Genomic DNA, 26,735 nt, shown 5'->3' with positions numbered 1-26,735 from the left:
AACTAGGTATTTTGAATATTCAAATAGTTGATAGCCTCTTCGACCGATAGGGGATGGGTGGCGTTACCCGTTCTGACATAAAAAGTGATGTTTTTGCCATCCTTTAGGTACACTGGAATGGTAGATGGCTCCACATTTATCAGGCAAATGTCTTTTTCACCGATGGCATGAAACGATACTTGATTATTGTAGCAGGCCTCCCTACCTATATAGTCCGTGATGACCTGAAATACTTTGCGTTCAAAACCATCCCTGTTCTTGTGCTTTAAGGTCTTTAAGTCCTTTTCCAATCCAATAACATCGCCTTGGTCGCTGACTCCAATGAGCAGTTTTCCCCCCTTGGCGTTCATGAAACCCACCAAGGTTTTTGCAATGACCAGTTCCAAATCACGGTTGGTGGTTTTTCTATGGTAATCGTACCGAACCGAAGATTTGAATTCCACTGAATCATTTTCCCCTTTTTGGATCAACTGTTTGAGGTCCATTTCACCAAGAAGTTCCCCTTGGTGCCTCAGTGATCTTTTTTGTTTTATCCGTATCCAGAAAAAACCTGAAGCTATTCCCAACATTCCCCCAAAGAAACTCAGCAGACCGGCCATTCCACCCATTTTAAAAGAAAATGATTCCAGCAAGTGTTGCTTTAATATGTTCCGAAATAGGGAAGGGGTAAAGTCGGGATGGTTAAACTCAATATTGTAAAGTACCATCGTGAACGGATGTACCAAAAAATAAAAGACTCCCGCTCCAATGAAAACATGGATAAAAATGATTTTCAATTTTTGTCTTGCTATTTTTTGCTCCATCTCCAGCAATTACACAATAATGTCCAAAGCATGGAATGACTTTACATTCCCCTTATTGTTTAAAAACATTCCATGAACTGGACACCGCGAGTATGATCTATCCATAACTTTTTTATTTTCTGATCTGTACATTGTAGAATGCCGCGATACAAGCACCTACTAGCCATCCTAAAATGAACGTTTGTACAATTCCAAAAAATGCCTCCAAGAGGGGAACATCCATTCTAATAATACTTGTAGTGTCCAGACCGTGCAAGAGACTGTTGAAGAAGGCAATACCTGCTTCCTTACTTACAGTGGCGAGAACTATCATACATCCGGCATACACCAGTGCACCGGTAAACCCAAAGGCAAACCCAAATTTTTTGACGTTGATACGATTCATGATTCTTGTTTTAATGTTATTAGTTGTCGTGCTACATTTGCTCGGCGAACGTTTGGTGAGCGGGCCGTAAGCTTTGCATCAATGGTTTTGTTCAAGGCTCTTTTTATACTCCATCTTATTGTGCATGGCCCTGGAAAGCTCTTCATGCTTCAAGGTATGATCGCAAAAAGTATCCCTCATGAGACTATCTGAGGCGATAACAGGCATAAAATGATGTGTTGTAAGCAACATCAAATCAGGATATTTGGTGATCATGCCACTTAATTTATTGGCCAGTATGGTATCGTTTGATGCCGCTCTAACCAGTTCATCAACCATCATGCCCGTACCGTGGTCGCTATCCATCATTTTTCCAATATACTTTTTGCCCAATTCGTGGTTTTCGGCAAGAGTGGTCAATACCATTTCTTGCTGGGAGGTGTCCTTGAGCATGTCTTTAACTGAGCCATGCTGTTTTTGTGAACAGGCCGAAATCAGGAAAGTGGCCAATACCATTGCGCCCGTCATGTAAACTGTTGTCTTCATTTTGATTTTTTTAGTGATTAATATTTTACCTAAATCCCTTATTTTGATTTCAAGATCTTTTTTGATTCCTCATATTCCTCCTTAGAGATTTCGCCATTGGCGAAGCGCTTTTTTAGGATTCTTAAGGGGTCTTCTTTTTTTGCTCTCTGATAGGGGATATCATAGGGGACAAAAAAGATCCACATCAATAAAATGAACCATATGATCCACCAGATAAAGTGCATACCACCCCAATGTCCATCGAAAAAATGCATAGTTTATAGTTTTTAGGATTGTTAATTCGTTGTTTATGTATTACTTGTCCGGTTCCAAAATCTTTTTTTGGTCCCTGTATTCCTCCTTTGTGATCTCGCCCTTGGCAAACCTTATCTTAAGAATGGCAAGCGCATCACTTTCTTCTTCCGTTTCTTGCAACGGCCAATTCGAGGGAGCAAAGAAAATCCAGCCTAAAGCCACTAGCCAAATTACCCACCAAATAAGGTGCATGCCCCAAAAAAATCCATCTCTAAAAAACATAGTATTACTCTTTAATTATTGTCCTGAATGATTTTCGTTATGGTATAGCCCTCAAGTTCATTGAGCTGCTTTTGAATATCCTCTATGGAAAGTTTCCTTTTCATAGTAATGATAGTGGCACCTTTTGGGGCCAAGAAAATCTCGGTTTTGCCAATTTCAGGGTGCGATTCCAAAACTTTCTTTACCTTGGACACACAACTGCCGCAACTAATACCATTTATTTGATATCTACGTCTCATCCTTTTACCGCTACTAATGGTGTCCATGGCCTTTATGCCCTCCTTGGCTCCCAGTGGCCCGTCCTTCTTTGCCATGTCCGTGTTTGCCGGATTTACCTTGCTCCCCATGCCCATGCCGTCCGTGCGGTATGAGTAGGTGGACTAGGAACATTAGGATAATAAAGGCAAAAAGCCCGTTGTATCCCGTTATTCCAAGTGCCGGTGCGAAAAAAATCAACAATAGTGGAAGCCCGCAACCGATGACCATCCAAATCCAATGCCCTTTCATATTTTCCAGTTTTTAAAATTAATTTCCACTTATCTTTGGTATTGGGGATGGTCACCTCGATTGGTTTTCATAAGGTTATCACCCATCATTACCAAATCTGTGCATGTTCGTTCCCTTTTTGGACGATGATTTTCATGCGGGAACGTATACTATCATAGCTCGCTATACTTTTTCGCACATCATTCGCATCATACTGTCCATCATCTTTTGATTGCCCTGCGACCTCCGTATGGCATCGTTAACCCCTGCCATATAATGTTCGGGAAATTTTTCTCCCATGGACGAATTGACTTGTTCACCATGGGAGCAATTTTCTTGTCAATTGGCTGACTTAAGAAACTCCTCGATTTTCTTGCTTTCATGTTCGGTCAGGTTGGCCCTGATCCGCATATGAAGGCTGATCGTTTCCCAATCCGTATCATTGTAATCTGCAGGGGATGGAGCGATATGGCACCTATTACAGGTTTCTCCCCAGAGTTGTGCCCCTGATTTTTCTAGTTTAAACCCTTCTTCCGCGACAACCGTCTCGGAATCCGGAACATCAGAATATCCTTTCTTTGTTGAGGAACAGCTTACAACTGTAGCCCCGATTGTTGTCACAAGTATGACCCCAATCACTATTTTGTTCATTATTTTCATCTTACCCGATTTTAAATAGTCTTATTACAATCCCATGGTGTATGGCCAGAAAAAAAGCCTTTGTTATTTAACTGATTTTTCGCTTTCATGTTTTCCAGCCTTTGTTTCTCGATTAGAATCCTATGGCCCAATGCACAAACAGGCCATCTGTATTGGTCAGTCCGTCTCCATCGTGGCCCCCTTCGGTTTCGGTGGTCTGATAGCTAAGCTTGACGACAGATCGCCAACTCAACCAGTAGTTTAGACCAAATGCGTATTGCGTGGATTTTTCTTCCCACTCCGCGCCTTCGGGTGCATTGAAATCCGAATACCTGGCTACGAACTCCAGATTTTTTATGAACTTGTTTCCGGACATGGTGGGACGATAACTCAATTGTCCATAAAAGGAATTACTTTGGTTGTCAAATGAGTATTCTTCCTCATCGCCATCTTCGTGCGTTTCTATAAACGTTGCCGTATCCACGTTCGAGTTGTTGAATTGGGACTTTACATCCACTATCCCCCCAATCGCGGATATCTGTTTTACAAAAGAAAAGTCAAGGGCGAACAAAAATGCCCCAATGTCCTCGTATTCCGAGTCTTCTTCGCCCGTTCCACTTGTCGAATAGGCCGAAAAACCGATTTCTGTCGAAGAATCTGGGAAAGGCAATAGACCAAGGCGACCCCCATAGGCCTTGGCCAAGTTAGTATCTTCATAGTTCTCAAACTCTAGAATACCCGCCTCCTCCGGTTCCTCTGAACCATCTTTGATTCGTGGACCGTTGGTGGAGTATACCGAATAATTCAATTTGGGGCCTCCCAAATCAAATGCACCCCGAAGTTCTACACCAATGCCTGAAGAGGGTGCGATTCCGTCATGTCCATAGCCCAAGGGAGCATTGGGCAATCTATTTATCCATGCGGGATGTAATCTTTCCATAAATGTGCCAAAGGGCAAAAGAAATTTTCCTGCCCGAACGGTCATGTTCTTGTTGAGCACATACATCACATCGGCATACTCAAGACCGGTTTCCAACTCATCGCTTTCCAGCACAAACTCAAGTTCGGCCTCGAACATCAATCTATCCGAATGCTTGTAAAGAAAAATCGGGGCAAAGGCCGATCCCAGAAAAGTGGATTCCGTTTCATCTCCCGAATCCATGTATTCAAAACCAGTGTGGCCATAACCACGCAACATGAATTGTGTCTTGCTCGGTTCAAAAGTGTTGTAGGTCTGGCCGTACATTTGACCACAAAATACAACTGCTGTTAGTACTACTAGTAGCTTTTTCATTTCTTAAGTGTTCGGATATAATTAATAAGTTCCCATCTTTTCTTTTCGGGCAGAGCTGTCTTATAGGAAGCCATTGGGGATCGCCCTTCCGTTAGTTTCCAGTATAGTGCGCCGTCGGTTTGGGCCTGTACGTCTGAATCGGTAAAATCAGTAGGCTTTGGGGTTAGGCCCGCACCTCCCATGCCATCTCCCTTTCCTTTTGCTCCATGGCAGATCACACAGAGCATTCTATAGGTCCTCTTGCCGGATGCCGCTGCACCCGCATCACCCTTTATTGGGTTGACCAAATTATCGGCGCTGGAGGGCGCCGTCCACTTCTCTTGTGCATGGGAGTTGAACCCCACGAACAGAAAGCCCATGGCCACAATTGCCATCATGTTAGGCAAAATTCTTTTTTTGTTCATTTTTTGGTATTAAGCTGTTATCAAATCTATTTTTATTGCTTCAGGTTTATCTGCATAATTTTCTATATTATTTATATAATTTCGTCATAGAAATTACGCTCTAAATGTTCTGAATTTTTAAAGTCCGTCATGCTCATTCCCGTAATGCGCTTAAATTGTCTGGACAAATGGTTTACACTACTATAATCAAGCATGTAGGCTATGTCGGAGAAGGTATATTGCTGTAATTGTATCAATTCTTTGACCTTCTCTATTTTTAGCTTTATGAAATACTTTTCTATGGTGGTGTTTTCGGTTTTGGAAAAAAGTCTACTTAAAACCTTATAATCACGACGTATTGTGGATGCCAGGTATTCCGAGGTTTTTTCCTTTACATGGGTCGGCAGCTCCTGTATGAGCTCTATAAGTGTAAGCTTCACTTCCTCGACCAACATTTCCTCTTCGCTTTTTGCAATTTCAAATCCGTTGGAATGAATCACTTGTAGCACTTTGCTATCAATATCCTTGTTTGTACCCTCGATTATGCGTACGGAAAGTCTTCCCAATTCAAGGGAAAGCACCTTTATATGTACTTCCTCAAGTTCTTGTTTCAAGACCTTAAGGCAACGTCTACAAACCATATTCTTGATCCAGTATACTCTGTTGGATTCCATATGTATTAGTGTTAATGTTACCCGTCTGTTAAACCATTAAGAGTCTAAAAGCTCTTATTGATGATGTTGCCTGAAATGTTTGCCATTGAATTATGAGTTCGGCAAAAAGTTGGCCCAATAAGGATTATGGCCAAATACGGAAGGTGCTGATTACCCTAAGGTAATTAGCGCGAGGAATAAATCAAATTAAGAAAGTTTCGTGAAGTACAAGAATGTCCCTCTCTATCCATGGGGGGTGATAGTCCCGGAAGGGGACAATGTTGGTATCAAGTCCTTCAAAAAGATTTATATAGGTATGGAAAAACGTTTGTAAGAAGACAAACGTATCAGTGCCCAATTCCAATTGGGCATTTTTTAGGTTTTCATCTATCGACTTCACGAAAGACTGACTGCTACAACATTCTTGTGTTGCTAAGGAGCATTCCTTTGAAGGCCTTTCTTCTTGCCGCTCAATTTTCTCGTCACAAGGTTTCGCTTTGCCTAAGACCGCAAGATCTACCAACTTATCGCAACAGAAATGCATATCCGCAGTGAAGGAAGAGCCTGCGAACAGCACTATACAAGTTAGGAAAAAGGCAATTATTTTACGGTTAAGGTGTTCCACTATATAAAATTAGGTAAAAATGTTTAATTTTTTTTATTTGATTGATTTTAACAAAAAATACATAAAAAACATGTTATCAATACTTTATATTCAAAAATGGGATATTAGGCATGGTAAATTTAAAAGATAAGGTTAGACAGAAATATGATAAATGTCATATTTGTGGAGAATCAGGCTCAAAACCAATACAAGGAAGCAATCAGGGTAAGGTTGTGTGCTACCTTACATACGATTTTTGCCTAAAAAGCGTTGGATTTAGTATATGCAATAGCTATGGAACGAAAGAAATTTTTACAGAATCTAGGGGCAGGTGCAGCCCTTGCCCTTGTTTTTCCCTGTTTGAACGGATGTTCAAAAGACGGTGCGGTGGGGGGGCTTCCAGTCCCTACAGGAATTGATTTTACAGTCGATCTTGACTCTCAGGAAGGTGCCCCTTTACAGAATAATGGGGGCTTTATCTTGAAGCAATTTGTGGTGGTGGCCAAAAACTTGGAGGGGCAGTATGTGGCCGCCAGCCAGATCTGTAGCCATCAACAAACGGAAGAAGTGCGTTTCATTACCGAAGATGGGGGTATCTATCGTTGTGCAACCCATGGTGCTAGATTCGATCAGACCGGAAAACCTTTGAACGCTATTACACCCAATCCATTGAAAATTTTCAGTACGGAATTGACAGGAAATTTATTGCGTGTTTTTGAATGAGCTTTTTTATGGTTTAGGGTATAACTCTTATTGTCATCTTCTTTAGTGCAATAATCGACAGTTCCTCCAATTTACCATCCTCGAAGGCTCTATCGATTTGTTCAAAGTCAATGCTTCCCTTTAATTTAGGTGCAAAGTTTCGGTAATCCTGGATTCTGACACCATCGATGGTACGGGGATTATAGGCCTCACGGAAGCGCATCCCACCTTTACCTGTGAAGTATTTGTAAGCAAGATAATCCAGACTATAGTCGTCTGCATCGAACCAGTATAGAAAAACGTCCTCAAAATCATCACCACCACCCTCCTTTTTAAAGGTAACGCGTATTTTATGGTATTCTTTGTCTTGGATTTTGGATATTCCCATATTTTCAAACATGACAGCGGGGTCTTTGAGCCATAGGGGAAGAAAAGCGAAATAGATTACTGAATTGACCGAATTGGCATAGGCCTTTTTTCTTTTCTCGCTAAGGCTTACCAAAGTATCTGCCACATAGCGGAACAGTCCGTCATTGGTATAGACATCACGTATTTTGGTGCCATCAGACCGTCGGTTAATTCTAGTATATTCAAACCGTCCTTTGTTCCTTTTGTAGATATAGTGATAATCCCTAAAGTCAAATGAGACTTCGGCATTTTTTAGTTTTTCGGCTCCGGAATGTCTTATGGCCTTATCAATGATACTCTCTTGCCCCAATCCGAAGTTTGGACTCAAAAAGGCCAACAGTCCTAAAAGCATCCAAAAGGAAATTTGAGAATGGAATAATGGTCTCATTAGGTCTTACTTTATACGTTTTAACATCAATTGCATCAAAATCTGTGCACTTACACGGGCCTTTTTCTTTACAAAGTCCCTTGGGGTATTGTCACCAATTTCAAAGACCAAGGCCTCGGCCCCATGTTCCACAAAAAAATAATTCCGTGATACATTGGTTGGCCGCATCTTGTCACTTGGCCTGATATTGGGGTCGTACCCTTCGAGCTCAGCTTTAACTTCTGACAGCCAATCAGTCACCAAACCTGGCATATTTCCTTCCAATTTGGAGTCCACAGTATAATAGATATCGTCCCAGGTGGAATGAAAATCGATACCAAAATAAAACTTTCCTTTCGTCTGTTTCACTTTCCCTTCCATAAAGTTCTTGACCGAACGTGTTTCCGGTTGGTTAAAATTCGCCCAGTCCCGATTCAGATCGACTCCGCCGGCATTGTGTCTCCAGTGTCCGTTGTCGACCCCGTCAGGGTTCATCAATGGCACTACATAGGTCGTAAACTTTTTTCTGAAATTTTTGGCTAGCTTTGTATCCGATGCAGTGGTTTCTACAAAGGTTTTCATGGCCAGATAACCTGTTACCTCGGGTGGGTGTTGCCGTGAAATGACCATCAACATGTTTCTTGCATTTTCGTTACCAATCGCCAACAGCCCCAAATCTCTATTTTCCCTACTTTTTCCAATTTTCTTTTTTGTGATAAAAGATTTGGTCGATAGGTCTTCCGCCCAACGGGAAACATGATGCGAAGTGTGGAGCTCCTGGCCCGAAACCCAAAGCGTATCGGTGCCTATTTCCAGTTTCATATTTACTTTGACCGGAAGCGAACCTGGGCCGAACGCTCTTTCGCCTTTGTCATATTCCTTGTATCTCGTGGAATCAAGGAGGGACCAATTGACCCCATCCTTGCTCAGCTTTGGAAAGTATCGGTGCTTCCCCGATTCTTGATAGGTCAGCACCACATTGACCTGTGTCCTGTTGTTTGCCCATACCTTGAAGGCGTACCACGGACTGGTGTTAATCGGAGTGTTTTCAGGGGTTATCAATACTGTATAGGTGCTGTCGTTATTTTGAACAATACCATTGAGCCTTGACCCAACAAAATCATTGGAAAAGGTAATGCCGTTGCGGGCGAATTTGAAATTGCCCTTCCACTGTTTTTGTACCGGCCTGGTTTTGGTTGGGACCGCTGCGATTGGGGGTTGACCCTGAAATCGCTGCTCTTGGGCATAAGTTGCTGCCAAGCCCAGTAGATAGAGAAAAAGTACTTTTTTTTTCATAGAAAATGACTTAAATAACGTTTGTGTTCAACGATATTTTCTTGAAATATTCCCGTGTTGCCTGATTTACTTTTGCTGATAGGATAATGGCGGATAACATGGTTGGAATGGCCATCAAGGCAAAACTGATGTCGAAAAGACCAACGACACCTGCCATACTGGAAACCGCTCCCAAACAGATACTGAGCACATAAATGTAATTATAGAATTTTTTGTACCTGGTACCAAAAACAAATGCGATACACTTAGCGCCATAATAGGAGTAGGTAAACAATGATGTCAGGGCAAAAATGGATACAATAAACACCAAGAGTACCGCACCGAATTGGGGCATGGTCTTGACAAAAGCAGATAAGGTGACCGTCACGCCCCCAATATTCGGGTCTTGCCAGCTATCGGTGACCAATATGGCAATCGCAGTCAAGGTACATACCACTAGTGTATCTATAAAGGGCCCGAGCATGGCTACCAACCCCTCTTTTACGGGCTCCACATTTTTTGAGGCCCCATGGGCCATTGGGGCGGTACCAATACCGGCTTCGTTTGAAAAGGCCGCCCTACGTACCCCCACAATAATTATGGAACCCAAGCTACCACCAAGAACCGCATTACCGGTCATGGCATCTGAAAATACCTGTTGAAAAACCGGTAGGATCTGAGTATGGTTGACAAATAGGATATAAGATACCGAGAGAAAATACAATACGACCATTAAAGGAACCAATTTGCTGGCATAGTTTGCAATTCTTTGAATACCGCCAAAAATAACGATGGATACCAGAATGCTAATCACTACCCCTATCAGCAAAGAGGATCCGACCGAGCTTGTAAGGTCAAAAACCGGCACTAATACATCGTTCAAAACCTGGGTAAGCTGGTTCGCTGTAAAAATGGGCAGCGAACCAAAAATGCCCGCTATTGAAAAAAATATGGCAAGGGGCTTCCATCTTTTCCCCAATCCCTCTGTAATTACGTACATCGGCCCTCCCTGTACAATTCCGAAATCATCTTTCCCCCGATACATTATGGCCAAAGAGCAGGTGTAGTATTTAGTGGCCATACCGACTATTGCGCTCACCCACATCCAAAAAAGTGCACCAGGGCCTCCCATACTTATTGCCAGTGCTACACCGGCAATGTTTCCCATCCCCAAAGTAGATGACAAGGCCGTGGATAGTGCCTTGAAGGCACTGATCTGACCAACACCCGAGGTGCTGTCATATTTTCCGCGAACGACGGCTATGGCATGCCAAAAGTGTTTGAAAGGCAACAATCTGGAATAGAATAGAAAGAATATTCCACCCCCCATGAGCAACAATAATAATGGCAGGTCCCAAATCCAATTGCTAAGGTCAATAATGGTGTTCTCAACGCTTTTCAGAACACTATTCACCATGCCCATACTTCGCAGAATACCGTTTATAGCTTTCTTGATGAGCTCCATCAAGCACAATCTCCTTGCCACGGATAAATGCCATGGAAAGCGCATTAGTTTGAACGTCCAGGGCATCCCCACGTGAAACAAAGATACTCGCATCCTTGCCAACGGCTATCGATCCGATGCGGTCATCAACACCCAAGATCTTTGCAGGGTTCAGGGTGATCAATTTAAGGGCCTCTTCCTTTTCCATTCCAAAGGTTACCGCCATTCCCGCATAAAAAGGCAGGTTTCGGGAGGTTGAAAGCATTCCATAGTGGTTCAGTGCCACGGTAATTCCTTCTTGAGAGAGCAAATGGGGCAAGGAATAGTAGGCATCATAATCCATACCGTCATGGTCAGGATAATCGTAGGTGGGGGGCAGTACGACAGGTATTTTGTTTTCCTTGATAAATTCCTTTACCGAAAGCACGGGGTAAGTGGCGACCAAAACAATATTCTTGACCTGATGTGATTTAGCAAACGTAATGCCCTCTATAATTTCTTTGGGTTCCTCGGCATGCACTGCCAATACTTTCTTGCCCTCAAAAAGACCTTGTAGGGCCTCCAGCTTCAGATTGGTGGTTTTTCCATCAATGGACTTGTAGGAATGGGCTGCCGAAAACAAATTTTCAAGTTGCATTACTTTTTCATCGTAGGAACTATTTTTCTTGATATTTCTGGTATTGGTACTCTTATCGTAGGAAGTTGATATTGAAGAGGGCCAATGCAGGTGTAGGGCAGCCTCTTCTTTAAATATAGCTTCCTGCCAGCTCCACCCGTCCATTTCCATTACAGCGGAAGTTCCTGAAATCAATCCTCCAGATCGGATGGACTCTACATGTAGAATACCGTTGAAACGTAAGGTAGGGATGTGTTCCGACCCAGTGTCAAAGGCAAAAACGGTTTTAAGGCTGGGGTTGATATCCCCTTCCTCCAATTTATCATTGGAATGGGGCACGCCGCTGATCTCTTCGATACCGATCAACGAATTCAACAGTATGAACCCTGGGTATATATGTTGACCGCTCACATCTTTAGTCTTATAATCGGCTTTTTGTTCCCCTATTCCCTCTAGAGGGCCTACATAGGTGATTTTTCCTTTTTTAAAACCTACGGCCCCATTGGCAATAATTTCTCCCGTTCCGGTATGTACAGTAGCTCCCACTAGCAGTATAGGTTCGGTTTGGGTTTGGGCAGGTTTTGGCATTAATTGCCCGACAAGTTCATTGGAATAATGGAAAAATAAAATCGTGAATGGGAGAAGTATGGATATGCTCTTTTTCATCATCTAGGTATAATTATATTTATTCGGCTTGTGCTTGTTCGATATATTCACAATGAAACTCAGGCTTGGTTTTGGAAATTTTCAAAGACTTAGTTCCTGCTGAACCTTTAAAACGCATGAGTTGGATGATACGGGTACGTTCTTTTTGGTTCTGCTTTCTTAACCGTTTGTCCGTTTCGATGTCAAAGTAAACGGCTCCCTCGATAATGGTTTTTTCAGGTTTCGAATAGATTGACATGGGGGAGGCGGACCAAAGTACGACATCAGCCGATTTTCCCGTTTTAATACTACCCATGGTATCGTCCAAGTGTAATAGCTTCGCTGGGTTAAGGGTAATCATTTTCAAGGCATCTTCGGCACTTGACCCTCCATATTTGATGGCTTTGGCGGCCTCATGGTTTAGGTGCCGTATCGTTTCGCGGCTATCGGAGTTTATGGCGGTAACAACCCCCTCTTTGTCCATGATGGTGGCATTATAGGGAATGGCGTTCCGGGTTTCCCATTTGAAGTTCCATTTATCGGAAAAAGTACTTCCACCGACGCCATGAAGCTTCATCTTATCCGCTATGCGATAACCCTCTAAGGCATGGGTAAAGGTGTTCACGGTAAATCCATAGCGTTCGGCAACGTCCATTAACATCAACATCTCCTTTTGTTGATAGGAATGGCATGAAATATGTCTACTGCCCTCCACGACCTCTAGCATGGCCTTCTTTAAGATATCTTTTCTCGGTTTTGCGGTATTCTGTTTTTGTTTTCTATCAAGTTGATCATAAATGGCCCAATCCTTTTTGTAATCCAAGGCCTCGGAAAACGCATTTGAATAAAACTGCTCCAGTCCCATAAGACTTCTGGGAAAGCGAACGGATGGTGCACTTTTGGATCGTTTGGGGTTTTCCCCCAAAGCAAATTTTATGAAAGGCGCGGCATTCTGGATTTTTAGATTTTCAGGGCTCTCTCCCCATTTAAGCTTGATCAATGCCGACTGACCTCCTATGGGGTCGGAAGAACCGTGCAAGAGGTGTGCGGCCACTACACCCCCTGCCAATGCCCTGTAGATACTTGCATCCTCGGAATCCAAAACGTCCTGCATTCTGACCATACCCGAATTAGCCGCAATTTCATTGACCGAACTAATGGCGATATGTGAATGCTCATCGATAATGCCAGGGGTCAAGTGTTTGCCCGTACCATCGATTATTGTGGCGTTTTTTACGGTAAGGTCGTTCCCGATTTTGGCAATCTTACCGTTTTCCAGAAGAACATCTGAATTTTTGAGAATGCCTTCTTTTTCATTGGTCCAGACCGTTGTATTCTTGATTAGGATGGTCTCGGGCTTTATTTTTTCCTCAGATCCAAAAGCCATAAAGGGATAAATGACTTTTCCCTTCTGGACGGCTATTTTTGAAACTTCTTTTTTCGTACCGTTGTTTGTATCATCACTTTTTTTGATGGCTTTCCATGAAATATTTCTATGAAGATCTACGGTTCCGTTGCCCTTCAAAACGGTTTGGTTTCCGGATGTAGAAACCCACCCGCCCAAATTGTATTTTTTTTTATCAATCTCAAATGCAAGTCCCAGCATCTCGCCATCAATTGAAAAGGTTATATTTTGAACAGTACCTTTAGGGGCCTCCAATTGTGCCATATAACCCTTGTTTTTTGGTTGGATTTTAAGAGTGGCCGACAAACCCCTTAATTCCAATTGGTACTCGCCCAGAACAGTTTTATTGGGCGGTTGAACCACAGCATGACCCTCACCTTTAATATAGTTCTCAAGCAACATGGTGCCATCATCGAACAAATTCCCATCCAAGAGGATAAAATTGGCGAGTTTACCCTTTTCCAACGTACCGATTCTATTGGATACTTTTAAGAGGTTGGCAGGTATTGTGGTCAAGGCGGCCAGTGCTTTTTCTTGGCTAAGGCCATGGAGGACCGATTTTCTTAAATTCCGTAAAAAATCGGTAGCTTGGTTGATAGGGTGGGATGTGATGGCAAATTGAACATTGTTTTCCGCCAAAAGTAGGGGATTGAAAGGGGCCAGTTCCCAATGCTTCAGGTCCGTCAAGGATATTTTTGGCAATAGATAGGGATCAGAGACATCAAATGGCTTTGGAAAGTTCAAGGGGATGACCAAGGGAGCGTTCATACTCTTTATCTCTTCGATGCGCTGGTATTCGTCGCCCCCACCCATAATAATAAAATCTAGCTTAAATTCCTTGGCTACCTTGTTTGCCCTAAGTGCGGTTAACCAACCTTCCGTATCGATTATTTGGGGTAGGTTACGATTGTCGATGATGGCCTGTAAGGATAAATCTGTAAAAGGTTTCCATTCTTGGGAGGCATACCATTGGGCATCGTAAAATGTTTGTCGTAACAGGGCGATAGCACCCATGGGAGACACAGGATAATCTTGGGTAGAGCTCCCTTTGTTAAAAGAGTAATGGGCGGCTACCTTAGGTTGTAAGAGCATATTGTTCTCATGACCCTCCCCTAGAACAACAAGTGCCGCTGTGCCCCGGGCAATACCATCGGGTCTGAAGGTCGCCACGGTTCCGAACCCTTGCGACCTTAATTTTTTGGCCATTTTCTTGTCCACCTCAAAATTGTGGGCACCGTTATATTCTGATTTTATGGCCTCATTGGCATTGTACCCCCCTTTGGTATCCGATTGGATTTGTTCCCTTTTAACATATGGATTGCCCCTTCTCGGAATGACAACTTCCGGTTGTCCGTAATTGCTGAACATATCTATAAAGGAGGGATAAATGAAGTGTCCTTCCGCTCGTATTTCAGCGTAACCATCAGGTACTCTGATTTGGGTTCCGACAGCCTCGATTTCCCCGCCCTTTATTATTAACGTGGCATCCTCCAACGTGGTTGCCGGATCAATTACGATTGTGGCATGGGTAAATGCAAAAGCTTTCGGCCGTTCATCGGAAATATCGTTTTTGGGAAAAGTCTGTTGGCCATGGACGGCCAAAAAGGTTAAAAGAAATAAACAGTTTATCGTGAAGTTTAATTTTTTCAAAGTAATCATGTGGCTAATGTGATTTCAGGTTAGTCTTATATATCGAACCAATGGGCCAAATCTTCTTTTATTTGTTTTTCGGATTTGTGGAGAAAGGCATTGGTGTGTTTATTATATTCATATTCGCTGCCCATTTCCGTTCCCTTTTCCGATACTTCTTTTATGGCTGACAGGATATAGTCCAATTCTTCATTGGTCATCGTGGGGTGAAGCGAGAGGCGTACCCATCCCGGTTTTTCGGTAAGGTCTCCTTGGTCTATTCGGCTCGTAATTTTCTGGGATCGTTCTTTGGAAACTTCCAACAGAAGATGCCCGTAGGTACCAGCACATGAGCAGCCGCCCCTTACCTGAATGCCAAAATGGTCGTTCAACAGTTTTACCACCAAATTGTAGTGAAGATGTTCCATGTAAAAGGAGAAAACTCCGAGCCGATAGCGCACATCTTTTGCCAATACGTGCAGCCCTTTGATTTTGGGCAATTCTTCATAACATTTGCGTACCAATTCGTTTTCACGCTGTTGAATTTTTTCAACACCCATCTTCTCCTTTAGCTGTATCGCCAAGGCCGTTCTCATGGTCTGTAAAAAACCGGGGGTGCCACCATCCTCGCGAGCTTCTACACTTTCAAAGAAGCTGTGGCCGCCCCAGGGGTCCGTCCAGGTGACCGTACCGCCACCGGGATTATCAGGAATGCGGTTTTGGTATAGCGCCTTATTGAACACCAATACTCCCGAACTTCCGGGACCTCCCAGGAATTTATGGGGTGAAAAGAAGACGGCATCCAATCTTTGTGTCTTTTTTTTGGGATGCATATCAATATGGACATAGGGTGCGGAAGCTGCAAAATCCACAAAACAAAAACCCCCGTGGGCATGCATGACCTCTGCCAGTTCATGGTAGGGTGCACTCACTCCGGTAACGTTCGAACAGGCCGTAAAAGAGCCTATTTTTAGCTTTTTATCCTTATGCTTTTCCAACTCTTCTTTCAGGGCTTTTGCATCTACAAACAATTCCTTGGTAGGTTGCATTACAACCACATCTGCAATAGTTTCCAACCAAGTAGTTTGGTTGGAATGATGCTCCATGTGGGTAAGAAAAACAACTGGACGTTCGTTTTTCGGGATGGTAAAGGATTTTTTTAGTTTTTCAGGAACCTTAAGTCCCAGAATACGCTGAAATTTACATAACACCCCTGTCATGCCCGTATCGCTAGTGATAATGACATCCTCTTGCGAAGCGTTTACGTGTTTCTTGATCTGGCGTTTGGCCGTCTCATAGAGGCCCGTCATCAACTTACCCGTATAGCTGGTCTCTGAATGGGTATTCCCGACCATGGGGCCGATTCTTTCACGCATAATTTCCTCAATCGGAGCATACAATCTGCCGCTGGCGATCCAGTCGGCATATACCAAAGGTTTTGTGCCGAAGGGTGTCTTTATCTCTGTATCAATGCCGATGATATCCTTTCTGAAATCCCAAAAATAAGATTCCAAGGTTTCTTTTTCCTTTGCTATCATTTCTCTTTGAAAAAATAAAAGGCCGCCCTTGCTTAATTGAACTCCAAGATTGACTAGGTAACTAACTCAAACAATCAAAATCTGTAGCAAAACTTCCTGCTTCTATGCTTTAATCGCCAATTTGGATGTTCAACTAAGAGGACGGCCCTATACCAAGGATTTATTGCATTCTATCGTATTGGCAGCAACCCGGCAAATCATCATAAGTAGACGCCTCTGCCCTGTGGAACTCGGTATCATGGCCTATCGCCGCAATGGCCTCGGAAACCTTGTCCTTGGAAACGGCCTTGTCAGAAACAGCGATATTTACCATTTTGGTTTCTTTGTTCCATTCTGCATTGGTAACCCCAGGGACCGCTCTAGCCGCTTTCTCGATTCTTTTTTTGCACATGCCACAATTGCCCGATACCTGAAAATCAAAGGAAGCTACCGCAGTTTCGGTGGAAACCGAACTACTATCCGATTTGCGGTCGTACTGGCAACAACCTGGCAGCGCGTCATAGGCACCGTCGCTCGCCCTGCCGAACTTGGTATCGTGTCCCACTTCATTGATGGCCTTGGAAACCTCTTCCAACGAGGTTTTATTGGAATCATAGGCCATCTGTAAAATTTTCGTATCCTTGTTCCATGTTGCACTTGCCACCCCTTGCAAGGAATTGGCCGCCTTCTCGATACGTTTTTTACAACCATTACAATTGCCCAACACCTCAAACTCACTTGATTTTTCCTGCGCGTTTGACAAGAACACGGCGCAAAGGACCATAACTAAAGACACAAAACTTTTCACTTGCTTTTTCATTTAATTTTAATTTTAAGAAAATTGATATTTATTATTGATTAATGGGATTTGGAACAAAAAGACCTGGGTCTTCTGGCACGCTGGTATTGGCCAATACTTCATCCTCGGGATATAAAAACCGCTCCACTCTGCCAGGGGCCGTTGAGGTATTATTGGGAAATGGCACTGCCACCTCGTTCTCTGTTCGCAGCCTTCTGGCGTCATCAAATGGCATAAATGTTGTGAAGCCCGTAACATAACGTTCCTCAATGATCTCTCTCAATAATGCTGTATCTGAATCTATGCTGTCAACATTCTCCATACCCCCAGGGGCGAAGTCCGCAGCGGTATATGCATCATACAAAATGGGTTCCCCCGCAACACTGGAATTGAAAAAATTTCCAGTTCCCAATGCTGATCTCCAGGCATTTAAATGCCCCAAGCCAATATTGAAGCCTTGGGCACGGGCACCTGCCTCGGCCAGGATCAACAGATTTTCTCCATAGGTGACCAAGGGTTGTGGCTCCAACTCATTGGCAATACCCAAATTACCATCGGGATTCGTCTCATCTATCCGATAATATGACAGTCTGGCCGCTTCATCGGTCTTTGCATTGTTCCTCGAAATACCGCTGTTCGTATCCAAGAGTTGAATCAAGTAACTGTTGCCCGTTCCAACGCTAGGTGCATTGTTCAGTATGATCCAAAACTTATTTTTCGTGCTCGTGACATCCTCTAGATCAAGGGGGACAAAAATCATACTGTTTTCTTGCAGGGATATTCCGTTCTGTGCCGCTGCATAGGCTTGGTCATATTGCCGGGTAAGCATATAGAACCTTGCCTTTAGGGTCCAAGCGGACTGCAGCCATTTCATAGCGTTGCCATTGAACAGAAAATCCTCTAAGACCACATCTTGCGGGGTGACGTTGGATAGGTTGCTGATGGCATCATCCAATAGGGACTGCAAGGAATCGAATACTTCGGTCTGACCATCAAATTCGGGATTGTCGATGTCCAATAAGGCATTGGAATAAACAATATCCCCGTACATAGAGGCATAGTTTCCGATAATCTGTGCTTCCAAGACCCCAGTAATACCTTGATATAGTTTATTGTCGGGGGTACGGGACCTTATTTCCCGTAACGGAGTAACGACCTCTTGATAGCCGTCCCAATCAAAGTCTGTAAAGGTTACATTGTAATTGTATCGCTCCAACTCTGTTTGGTCAAAACCAATCAACTGACCGGACCAATAGCCCGCCATTCGGCTGGTCGAACCTAATAAGATGTTTATCGAGTTTAGCTCGGCCCCATTTAGAAAAAGACCTGGGTCAAGTTCGTCCAAAGTGAAGTTGTTCGGGTTCTCGTTGATATCGTCTACCAATTTTTCGCATCCAACAAATAAAAAACCGATAATTAGTATCAAGAGGATATGTTTGTTATATACTTTTTTCATTTTGTACTGTTTTAGTGTTGGTGGATTAAAATGTGGCAGTTATGTTAAAAAGAACCGAACGTGTCGACGGATTCGTAAAATAGTCCATGCCAGACGCATTGCTGATGCCATAATAACTGGTTTCCGGGTCTGAACCGATAATGTCGGTCCATAGGACAAGGTCCCTTCCCGTCAAGGATACCCGCAAACTCTTCAAAGGAAAGTTTTTGTACCTAGTTCTATCAAATGTGTATCCCAAGGTAACGTTCCGGAGTTTGGTCCATGTGGCATCCTCGATGTACAGGTCATTGAGTTTGTTGAACCCAAGGCCCCCACCACGTGTTCTATAGAAGTATTCATCGAGCAATACGTTGCCCGCTCCGAAATCGGCTACATTGCCTCTCACCGTAGTTCCGGCACTGAACACATCGCCATTCACATTTACCAAATCCTCGGTTAGGGTGATTTCGTTGCCCACATCGGCATGGGTGCCAAACCCATACATAACGATTCTTCCACGGTTGATGAAATCTCCGCCCTGTGAGTGTTCAAAGAGAAAGCTAAAGTCAAAACCCTTGAAGTTCAGTTGCATTCCGGCACCGCCCCTCCAATCGGGATTGGGATCTCCTATGACCCTTCTTTCGGTATCCACCTCAGGAAACCCGTTCTCATCCAGTGCACGGGTTCCATCTTCGTTCAAGACCGAAGCAGGGAGCCAGAACGAACTCATTGGAAATCCTTTGACAGCCTTTGAAGTGCCCCCGATATCTACCGTCTCCGCCCCAAAGATATCTACTACCAAATTCTCGTTGTTATTAAAATTGGCATTGAATGATAGTGAAAAATCCTCTTTTTCGATGAGTTTGCCCAAGAGATCAATTTCCCAGCCTTTGTTTTCTATGATACCTGCATTTCTGTAGCTGTTGTTGAAACCCGAACTGGGATTGGTTTTGACCTCGAACAGAATGTCATCTATTTCATTTTCATAATAGGTCACCCCGAGGTTCAGTTTATTTCTGAAAAAACGTAGGTCTGCACCAATCTCGTATTCCGTTTTTATTTCTGGTCTTAGATTGCGGTTACCGCTAACATCCGAAACCTCGAAAACACCACCAAAATCTTGGAAATTGGTGGTTGCTAGCGTCTCGAAACGATAAGGCCCAGGTTGTATCCCGACCTTTCCCCAGGATGCCCTCAACTTTCCAAAAAACTGTTCATCACTTTCAAAAAGGTCGCTGAATTGCCATGCCATATCCACTGAAGGATAAAAGAAGGCCCCTTCAATTGTGGAAGATGCTTCTAAGGAGGCGGATGCATTGACGAACAACTGTTCGAACAATCCAAAATTGATGAGCGCATAACCTCTATTGGTACGGATTTGACGTAAATTCCTGCTCCAGCTTGTGGAAGCATCGTCCGGATTCAAATCTGATATAGGTTGTCTGGAATCCACTACAAATGGGGTCAATCTTATGGATGATGTCGCTCTTTTTCTGTTATTGAAGTTAAAACCCAACGTTGTGTTCATATTTATGTCCGGAGTGAGATTATGCTTGGTTTTCATAAGAAGGTCAAAATTGTACTCCTTACTTACGGCCACCGTTGAACGCATGTCACCGAATCGCGACCCACCTGCTGTATTGATTGGCAAAAATTGCAACCTCTCATCGGAATAATAGTCCAATCCGCCACGAAGGGTAAAGTCAAGCCAGTTTGAAGCCCGGATATTTATTTCGGGAGTCATTAAAAAACGGTCTACCCTAGTTTCGTTTCGTTGCTCGTATATTGTCCATAATGGATTGTTGTACCCTGCATTGTTAGAGGCCCCAATCTGATTTCGATAAGATCGCTGTCTGTTCTGAAAAACATCGCCATTTCCATCGACATAGGTCCCAATGTGACCACGGATATCAAAGTCCGCGGGATTTCTCAAGAGCCCAATGTATAGACCCGTGATACTTCCACCTCCTCGTATCCTGTTGGATTTTGTGTAGGTATAGGCCACATTATTCCTGATATCCAACCAATCAGTGAGATTTACTTTGGTGTTCAATCTAATGTTCTGACGGTTATAATCGGCATTTTTAACAATCCCGTCCTGTTCCAGGATACCATAACTAAAAAAATAGGAGGCTTTTTCCCCACCTCCGGCAACTGAAAAATCGTGCTGTAGAAACGAACCGTTTCTAAATACGGCATCAAAATTCTCATCGATGAAAGTTTGCCTTGAATTTTTGGTGGCAATGGGATAATAAAGTTCACCTGAAGGAGTAACAAAATACTCTCCACTGGTGTCAAGGTCATCTTCTCCTCCCGCTCGATCCGCAATGCGGTCTCCCCATGATTCAGTCCTGTTCAAGGCCCGAACACCGTCCCGGCCTTGTCCAAACTTGTCCTGCAAGGGGACCCTTACCGATATGTCATCAATTGAATAGGTGGAACTGTATGTAAAGGTTGGCCGTCTATTAAAAGATCCTCCCTTGGTCGTAATCAAAATAACGCCATTGGCCGCCCGTGAACCCCATAAAGCGGCAGCCGAAGCTCCTTTTAGAATCTGGACATTTTCAATATCATTCTGGTTGATGTCGTTCAATCTTGATTGCTGGGTGACACTTGTACTGCCTCCTATACCGTCATCATCAAAAGAATCATTGCTAATAGGGACACCGTCAACAATAATTAAGGGGTTGCTATCACCTTCAATAGAGTTTATTCCCCTGATCTGTATATTGGCCCCAGCCCCGGGATCCCCGTTTTGTCTGGCAATACGAAGACCGGAAACTTTTCCCGAGAGGGCATTGATGACCCCTGTTTCACCGGATTTTACTATTCGCTCAGGTTCTACGGAAGAACTCGTTGCACCTGTTTCATCCTTGAGCTGTCTCGTCCCGATGGCCGTGAGGATTACCTCATTTAATTGATTGGCACTCGGTACCATCTCCAGGTTGATGACATCATCTTGACCAACGGGCACCTCAACTGTCTGAAAGCCTATGTATGAGAAGATCAAAATATCCCCGGTTGAGGCAGCTATCTTATATTTGCCATCAAAATTCGTGGATGCGCCCTTTGTAGTGCCCTTGATTATAATATTTACCCCAGCCAAGGGAACCCCCTGCTTGTCAGTGACCGTTCCTGATAATTGTTTTATTTGTTGTTCAATTGACTTTTTTTGCGGCCGGACGTCTATGTTCTTCTTAATTTTTAAGATGATATATTTTTTTCTGACCACATAATCGACATCGGTTCCCGAAAACACTTGTTTTAAAATTTCGGAAATGGTTTGTTTGTCTACATTGATCGATATTTTTCTGTTGACATCGACTTTTCTGTGGTTATAAGTGAATTTGAACTCCGATAAGGATTCGATTTTATCAAGTACCTTTTCAAGTGATACGTTTTCCTGCTTTAGCGTTATTTTTGTGTTTTGGGAGTAGGTGTTCGCATGAATTTTAAACAGTGATATGACCAATAGAAAAGTTGTAATCTTCATTTTCAAGTCAAATTTATGCGCTCTTTTTAGTGCAAAAAGCGCACCTGGCACTAATTTTTTCATAATTTTGATTAGTTTATTTGTGGTTCAATAATTTTATTTGAATCATCTTACAATCGGGAAATGTTGACGCATTTTCCGATTTTTTTTGACGACGATTCACATGCTAAATAAGAATGCTTTATTTCATTGGCCTTTGTATTTTAGGTTTACCATTAATTTTAATTAACTAATAGAGGTTTACTGATGATTATCCTATTTTTTTCAATCTGATATTCAAAAGGTGTGTCCTCCTGAAAGACTTTTAAAATTTGTTCTATGCCCTCTTCCCGATAAAAAGAGGCTGTGTACACTTGGGTGTCCAAAAAGCCATAATTGTTTTCTATGGAAACATTGAAATGGCGTTCTAGCTTCTTTTTGATACTTGAGAACGGGGTACCCCGGAAAAGTAGAATGCCGTCCTTCCAGGCTGTGTACATATCGGTATCGACCTCACTCACGCTCATGATATGCTTTTCCTTGTTATAGGCAGCCATTTGATTCGGGGCAAGTAGCAAGGGTGGTCTGGTATTACCGGATTGCGATACTTTTACGGCACCCTCCACCAAAACCGTATTGATGGCCATATCCTCTGGGTAGATTGATACATTAAATTCAGTACCCAATACCTCAATGTTTATTTGGTCCGCATTTACTACAAATGGCTTTTTCTTGTCCTTGGTAACAGAAAAATAGGCCTCTCCCGTTAAAAACACCTCTCTAGGGCCCTGCTTCATGAAGGTGACCGGATATCGAAGTGTGCTTCCCGCATTCAAGTATACCCTGGTTTTGTCGGAGAGAACCAATTCGAACATTTTTCCATAAGGTACCATCAACTCATTGTAATCAAGTTTTTTTGGTGCCTGGGAATCTTCATAAAGAATCATGTTTCCCCTTTGTGTTCCGATAACTTTTTCACCTTGGGTAAGGATCTTGTCCTTTGATTGAGCTGAAATGACCCTTACCTCCCCATTGCTCAATTTTAATTTGATGTTATCATCGGTACTGGTTGAAATCGTCCGAAGGGAAGGGCCTGTTTCAGAAATGGAGTTCTTGTACAAAAACATCAGGCCAAAAATAACTACGAAGAAGGCCGCATACCGGAAGAAGAGCGTTGTTCGTCTTCTGTAAGATTCTTTAGTGCTTTTTCGGTTGACCGCTTCAATTAGAACATCTTTCCCTTTTTTCGCATTGCCCAACTCAAAAGAGCCCTTAATCAGAGCGCTCACCCGAATATATTCGGCAAACTCCTCTTCGTTTTCCTTGACCCAGTCGCTAAGTATTCGAAGTTCGTCGGTGCTGGCCGTGTCGTTCAAATATTTAAAAATCAATGATTCGATTTTTTTATTGATCATTTTACAGATTTTAATGCTAAAAGATAGAATCCAATAGTAAGACGGGGAAATAGTTTTGTACCCTTGTTTTTTTTAATAAATATTTAGGATATTGTAAAAACTCTGTTATTTGAGTATATGAATTTAAAGTATGGAGACGAGTATGACTTGATTATTGGCCTTAATAAGGGGGATCGGCGTGCCTTTGAAATTTTGGTCCATAAATATTATAATGTTCTATATCTATATGCGCTCAATCTTACCAAGGAAAAATCTGTTGCCGAAGATCTATTGCAAGATGTGTTTCTCAACATATGGTCTAGAAAAGGCATGCTTAACATAAGTACTTCTTTAAAAAGCTTTTTATACAAATCCATTTATCACGAATTTGTCAATCACCATAGGAAAAAGAAGAAGGAAATGAACTATTTGGACACCCTTTCCACAACTACCTTAAATGCCTTTTTTCAAGAAGATACTATGCAATTGGAATCAGCTATTGAAAAAATGAAAAAAGAAATAGAAACTCTTCCGAAAAAGTGCAAGGAGGTTTTTATATTGAGCAAAAGGGAGGGCCTGACGAATGAGGAGATTTCACAATATTTGAAGATTTCAATTAAGACGGTGGAAGGTCATATATCCAATGCCTTTAAAACGCTAAGGGAGCATTTGAAAAAAACCTGAACTGGTTTTTGGGCACTGGTTGGGTCCGTCAAGTTTCTTCGTCACCTGTTATTCACCGGCTTTTATATCCTTCTTTAAAAAGCCAGGTGCCAATGTTTGTATCTTGTCATATGTTTTTTTTGCCATCACATCTTTCCGCTGGTCTATATATTGAAGATAGCGAAAGTATAGAGCCCCTACTTCTACAAATTTAATTTCGTCAATTGGTAGGCCCGAAAGATATGGGTCATTACGGGAAAAGTTATCTGAAATCTCCACAAACAGGTTTGCCAACTCCTTGCCCACGATATAGTTTGCACGCCCGGCATTGGCCTGTTGTGATAATATGGGGGCTTTAAATTCGATCGCCCTTCTGTCATCGGTGTTCAGTTCAACATGGGATAAACGGTTTCCAATGTTGTTCAGGTTGCCCAAATAAAATAGGCCGGCCATGTGACTTTTGTCCTGATTGTCCTGTCCCCCGGTGACATGCACAATATTACGGCGTAGGGTATCCTCGTCCAACTGTACACCAGCTTCCTGGCCAATTAGCACAATGCTTGCACGGGTGGCGGAAAAATCGGCCCTCCAAAGTGTCACATGGGGAAAAACTGCCGCAAATGTGGCGGCTATGGTATAGAAGTTTTCAGGGGTAAGCTGGTATAGGGGCAACCATTGGGCAAAGACCCCACCGGCCCCCAACCGCTTTTTTGCCTGCTCAAAATGCTCAAGGGAGTAAAGACTTCCCGTGCCAGCATGCCAAGGGGTAAAAAGGTCGCCCACAATGACATCGAACTGTTCCTTGGTGCCCAAAAGAAAATTTCTGCCGTCGTCGGCCACTATGCTCGCCCGACTATCTTGGAAGAGCCCATTGGCCCAAGGTGAAAAATAGCCTTGTGCAGCGGGAATGACATTGGATACCAATTCCACGGCCACGACCTTTTCCACATCATGGTAAAGTGCCGCCCCAGCGGTAATTCCCGTGCCCATACCCAAGAAAGCCACTTTTTTCGGGGCGGGATGTATCATGAGTGGTATATGGGCCTGCATTTGTTCGACCAAAACCGATTCCGAATCCCCAAGCACATAAAAGTTATCCAAGCGCATCTGAATATTTTTGGATTTACGTACGATGGAAACCACTCCATCACTGGATTGCCATGAATCCAATAGTTTTTCATCGGTTTCCAATCGCAACAACGGAGGATTTTTCAAAAGAAGTATCCCCGACACAATTAAAATCGGCAATAGCAACCGAACATTTTTCTTTTCGCCATAAAAAGAAAAAAACACCCAAACAGCAAGGATGCCATAGAAAATGGCAATAACCTTTACACTGTTCCACAGTCCAAGGATATCGAGCAATACAAAGCCCGCAATTGCTGGGCCGGCAAAGCTACCCAGCGAATTGAAAAACACCAGCACGCCTACAATACGCCCTGCCGGCCTATTGGTAACCGGAGCTGCTTTCAGCAAGAAAGGGAATACTGCGCCCAAAACAACCGTAGGTGGCAAAACAACTAAAAGAGCCAATTTAAAAACGGCCCATACATAAGTGTTCCAAGAGGCGCCCATTGCTACATACTCAAGTCCGTTTGTGGCAAGGTTGAATATAGTTGGGGAAATTCCGATGAATACCGCTGCTATGCTCAATAGAAGTACTATAACGCGGTTTGACCCCATTCTTGACCTTACCAGTAGATGTGATAAAAAGCCCCCCATCCCCAACGCCAGAAGGAACACCACAAGGATTAGAGCGAAGGAATACACCGAATTCTGCAAAACTTGGGCAAACATCTGGGTCCATAATGTTTCTGCCGACAATGCTAGTGCCCCTGATGAAAAGGCCACTATGATAAACTGGAGGTTGCCCAGTTTGGACGGACCTCCAAAAGATTTTCCCTGAGCTATGGAGGTCCTTGATGTTTTTCGAACAACAGTGGTAGGTGTTGACAGGCTATCCAGAACAACGGCAAGAAGGCCTACGGAGAACATCAGGGCCACGGCCAAGTAGTATGTAAAGCTTACCCCATACTCCAAAATGAGGTAAAATCCGGTCAGCAATGCACCCAGGGCGGCCCCAACTGTATTTACTGCATATAAAACGGTCCCTCGTTTTGAAAGTTGAGTACGATTTTTTCCAATGTACTGGGACAGGACTGGGAAAGTACCTCCCATAAGAAAAGAGGGAAGTATAAGCAGTAAGGCCGAGAAAATAAATTTCATTGGCAAAAGAATCCCCTTTGAATTCCCTAAAAAAGAAATGCTCTCCGTATAGTACATTTCATAGAATTCCAGACCCGGAACAAACAACAAGGCCGTCAACGCAACGCCCAGCTCCATAAGTCCATACATCTTAAGGGGCCTCCTAAATTTGGCAGAGGCACGGCCTAAAAACCATCCTCCAAGTGCCAGCCCAAGAAAAAAAGCGGACAAGGTTGCGGCGGTAGCATATGCCGCATTCCCGAAAACAAGACCCAGCCTGTACATCCAAATCACCTGGAATATTAGGCCGGCAGTACCGGAGAGAAAGAACAATATGCAAAGCAAAATAAAATGGTCAGCACATAAAGGTGCTTTCGTACGAATTTCTTTATTCATAAAAATATGTGCCAGGTCCTACTTGGAACGTAATAAAAATAAATTAAAAAGAGGCCTTTTTAAAGGCCTCTTTAT

At 43.1% G+C, this 26,735-nt stretch carries 24 protein-coding genes; 2 read left to right on the top strand and 22 right to left on the bottom strand.

Translation table 11 applies throughout. The features are described 5' to 3' along the window. Window positions 1–2 precede the first annotated feature (2 nt). The 11 genes from ACSLUF_RS14420 to ACSLUF_RS14370 all read right to left on the bottom strand — a co-directional run bounded on the left by ACSLUF_RS14420 (window position 3) and on the right by ACSLUF_RS14370 (window position 6,309). Window positions 3–803 carry an AlbA family DNA-binding domain-containing protein gene (locus tag ACSLUF_RS14420; RefSeq protein ID WP_431128344.1) on the bottom strand — a complete coding sequence of 267 codons (801 nt, stop codon included), beginning with the start codon at window positions 801–803 and terminating at the stop codon, window positions 3–5. A gap of 112 nt (window positions 804–915) precedes the next feature. Then, a complete protein-coding gene (locus tag ACSLUF_RS14415) occupies window positions 916–1,188 on the bottom strand; it encodes a DUF5676 family membrane protein (RefSeq protein WP_431128347.1) in 273 nt (90 codons plus the stop codon). 78 nt (window positions 1,189–1,266) lie between these two features. Next, window positions 1,267–1,713 carry a hypothetical protein gene (locus ACSLUF_RS14410; protein WP_431128350.1) on the bottom strand — a complete coding sequence of 149 codons (447 nt, stop codon included), beginning with the start codon at window positions 1,711–1,713 and terminating at the stop codon, window positions 1,267–1,269. A 38-nt stretch (window positions 1,714–1,751) separates the two neighbouring features. After that, on the bottom strand, window positions 1,752–1,967 hold the full coding sequence (locus tag ACSLUF_RS14405) for an SHOCT domain-containing protein (protein ID WP_431128353.1): 216 nt from the start codon (window positions 1,965–1,967) through the stop codon (window positions 1,752–1,754). Window positions 1,968–2,007: 40 nt separating this feature from the next. Next, window positions 2,008–2,229 carry an SHOCT domain-containing protein gene (locus ACSLUF_RS14400; RefSeq protein ID WP_435623456.1) on the bottom strand — a complete coding sequence of 74 codons (222 nt, stop codon included), beginning with the start codon at window positions 2,227–2,229 and terminating at the stop codon, window positions 2,008–2,010. Between the two features lie 11 nt (window positions 2,230–2,240). Then, window positions 2,241–2,543, bottom strand: coding sequence for a heavy-metal-associated domain-containing protein (locus tag ACSLUF_RS14395; RefSeq protein ID WP_435623455.1), 303 nt, complete (start codon window positions 2,541–2,543; stop codon window positions 2,241–2,243). Window positions 2,544–3,054: 511 nt separating this feature from the next. Continuing rightward, complete coding sequence (locus tag ACSLUF_RS14390) at window positions 3,055–3,375, bottom strand: hypothetical protein (RefSeq protein WP_435623454.1); 321 nt, start codon at window positions 3,373–3,375, stop codon at window positions 3,055–3,057. A gap of 112 nt (window positions 3,376–3,487) precedes the next feature. Next, on the bottom strand, window positions 3,488–4,648 hold the full coding sequence (locus ACSLUF_RS14385; protein WP_431128367.1) for a hypothetical protein: 1,161 nt from the start codon (window positions 4,646–4,648) through the stop codon (window positions 3,488–3,490). Next, window positions 4,645–5,052, bottom strand: a complete 408-nt coding sequence (locus ACSLUF_RS14380) for a c-type cytochrome (RefSeq protein WP_435623453.1) — start codon at window positions 5,050–5,052, stop codon at window positions 4,645–4,647. Before ACSLUF_RS14380 ends, ACSLUF_RS14385 begins: the two co-directional genes overlap by 4 nt. A gap of 71 nt (window positions 5,053–5,123) precedes the next feature. Beyond that, window positions 5,124–5,705, bottom strand: a complete 582-nt coding sequence (locus tag ACSLUF_RS14375) for a helix-turn-helix domain-containing protein (RefSeq protein WP_106143160.1) — start codon at window positions 5,703–5,705, stop codon at window positions 5,124–5,126. 181 nt (window positions 5,706–5,886) lie between these two features. Then, on the bottom strand, window positions 5,887–6,309 hold the full coding sequence (locus ACSLUF_RS14370; protein WP_435623452.1) for an HYC_CC_PP family protein: 423 nt from the start codon (window positions 6,307–6,309) through the stop codon (window positions 5,887–5,889). Window positions 6,310–6,582: 273 nt separating this feature from the next. Here ACSLUF_RS14370 and ACSLUF_RS14365 point away from each other — a divergent pair, with 273 nt between their 5' ends. Further along, window positions 6,583–7,011: a ubiquinol-cytochrome c reductase iron-sulfur subunit gene (locus ACSLUF_RS14365; RefSeq protein WP_435623451.1), complete on the top strand. Its 429-nt coding sequence runs from the start codon at window positions 6,583–6,585 to the stop codon at window positions 7,009–7,011. A gap of 13 nt (window positions 7,012–7,024) precedes the next feature. On the opposite strand, the gene ACSLUF_RS14360 is transcribed toward ACSLUF_RS14365, so the two are convergent. From ACSLUF_RS14360 to ACSLUF_RS14315, 10 genes are all read right to left on the bottom strand, one after another. Then, window positions 7,025–7,750, bottom strand: a complete 726-nt coding sequence (locus tag ACSLUF_RS14360; RefSeq protein ID WP_435623450.1) for a DUF6503 family protein — start codon at window positions 7,748–7,750, stop codon at window positions 7,025–7,027. Between the two features lie 42 nt (window positions 7,751–7,792). Next, window positions 7,793–9,061 carry a M14 family metallopeptidase gene (locus tag ACSLUF_RS14355; protein WP_435623449.1) on the bottom strand — a complete coding sequence of 423 codons (1,269 nt, stop codon included), beginning with the start codon at window positions 9,059–9,061 and terminating at the stop codon, window positions 7,793–7,795. Between the two features lie 10 nt (window positions 9,062–9,071). After that, complete coding sequence (locus ACSLUF_RS14350; RefSeq protein WP_435623448.1) at window positions 9,072–10,505, bottom strand: alanine/glycine:cation symporter family protein; 1,434 nt, start codon at window positions 10,503–10,505, stop codon at window positions 9,072–9,074. After that, window positions 10,447–11,769 carry an amidohydrolase family protein gene (locus ACSLUF_RS14345; RefSeq protein ID WP_431128386.1) on the bottom strand — a complete coding sequence of 441 codons (1,323 nt, stop codon included), beginning with the start codon at window positions 11,767–11,769 and terminating at the stop codon, window positions 10,447–10,449. Before ACSLUF_RS14345 ends, ACSLUF_RS14350 begins: the two co-directional genes overlap by 59 nt. Window positions 11,770–11,785: 16 nt before the next feature. Then, a complete protein-coding gene (locus ACSLUF_RS14340) occupies window positions 11,786–14,809 on the bottom strand; it encodes an amidohydrolase family protein (protein WP_435623447.1) in 3,024 nt (1,007 codons plus the stop codon). Window positions 14,810–14,835: 26 nt separating this feature from the next. Beyond that, window positions 14,836–16,317, bottom strand: coding sequence for an aminotransferase class V-fold PLP-dependent enzyme (locus ACSLUF_RS14335; protein WP_435623446.1), 1,482 nt, complete (start codon window positions 16,315–16,317; stop codon window positions 14,836–14,838). Window positions 16,318–16,477: 160 nt separating this feature from the next. Next, complete coding sequence (locus tag ACSLUF_RS14330; RefSeq protein WP_435623445.1) at window positions 16,478–17,116, bottom strand: heavy-metal-associated domain-containing protein; 639 nt, start codon at window positions 17,114–17,116, stop codon at window positions 16,478–16,480. A 31-nt stretch (window positions 17,117–17,147) separates the two neighbouring features. Next, window positions 17,148–18,551 (bottom strand): SusD/RagB family nutrient-binding outer membrane lipoprotein, encoded by a 1,404-nt coding sequence (locus ACSLUF_RS14325; RefSeq protein ID WP_435623444.1) that lies wholly within the window; start codon window positions 18,549–18,551, stop codon window positions 17,148–17,150. 25 nt (window positions 18,552–18,576) lie between these two features. Further along, complete coding sequence (locus ACSLUF_RS14320) at window positions 18,577–22,086, bottom strand: SusC/RagA family TonB-linked outer membrane protein (RefSeq protein ID WP_435623443.1); 3,510 nt, start codon at window positions 22,084–22,086, stop codon at window positions 18,577–18,579. A 158-nt stretch (window positions 22,087–22,244) separates the two neighbouring features. Then, entirely contained in the window at window positions 22,245–23,417 is a 1,173-nt protein-coding gene (locus ACSLUF_RS14315) for a FecR family protein (protein ID WP_435623442.1), read from the bottom strand. Between the two features lie 117 nt (window positions 23,418–23,534). On the opposite strand from ACSLUF_RS14315, the gene ACSLUF_RS14310 reads away from it, so the two are divergent. Then, window positions 23,535–24,080, top strand: a complete 546-nt coding sequence (locus ACSLUF_RS14310; RefSeq protein WP_435623441.1) for an RNA polymerase sigma factor — start codon at window positions 23,535–23,537, stop codon at window positions 24,078–24,080. 48 nt (window positions 24,081–24,128) lie between these two features. Here ACSLUF_RS14310 and ACSLUF_RS14305 read toward each other — a convergent pair whose 3' ends face one another. Further along, window positions 24,129–26,660 carry a fused MFS/spermidine synthase gene (locus ACSLUF_RS14305; RefSeq protein ID WP_435623440.1) on the bottom strand — a complete coding sequence of 844 codons (2,532 nt, stop codon included), beginning with the start codon at window positions 26,658–26,660 and terminating at the stop codon, window positions 24,129–24,131. Window positions 26,661–26,735 lie beyond the last annotated feature (75 nt).

The organism is Flagellimonas sp., from assembly GCF_965601775.1.
GTDB lineage: Bacteria > Bacteroidota > Bacteroidia > Flavobacteriales > Flavobacteriaceae > Flagellimonas.
This window is presented reverse-complemented; position numbering and strand designations above follow the sequence as displayed.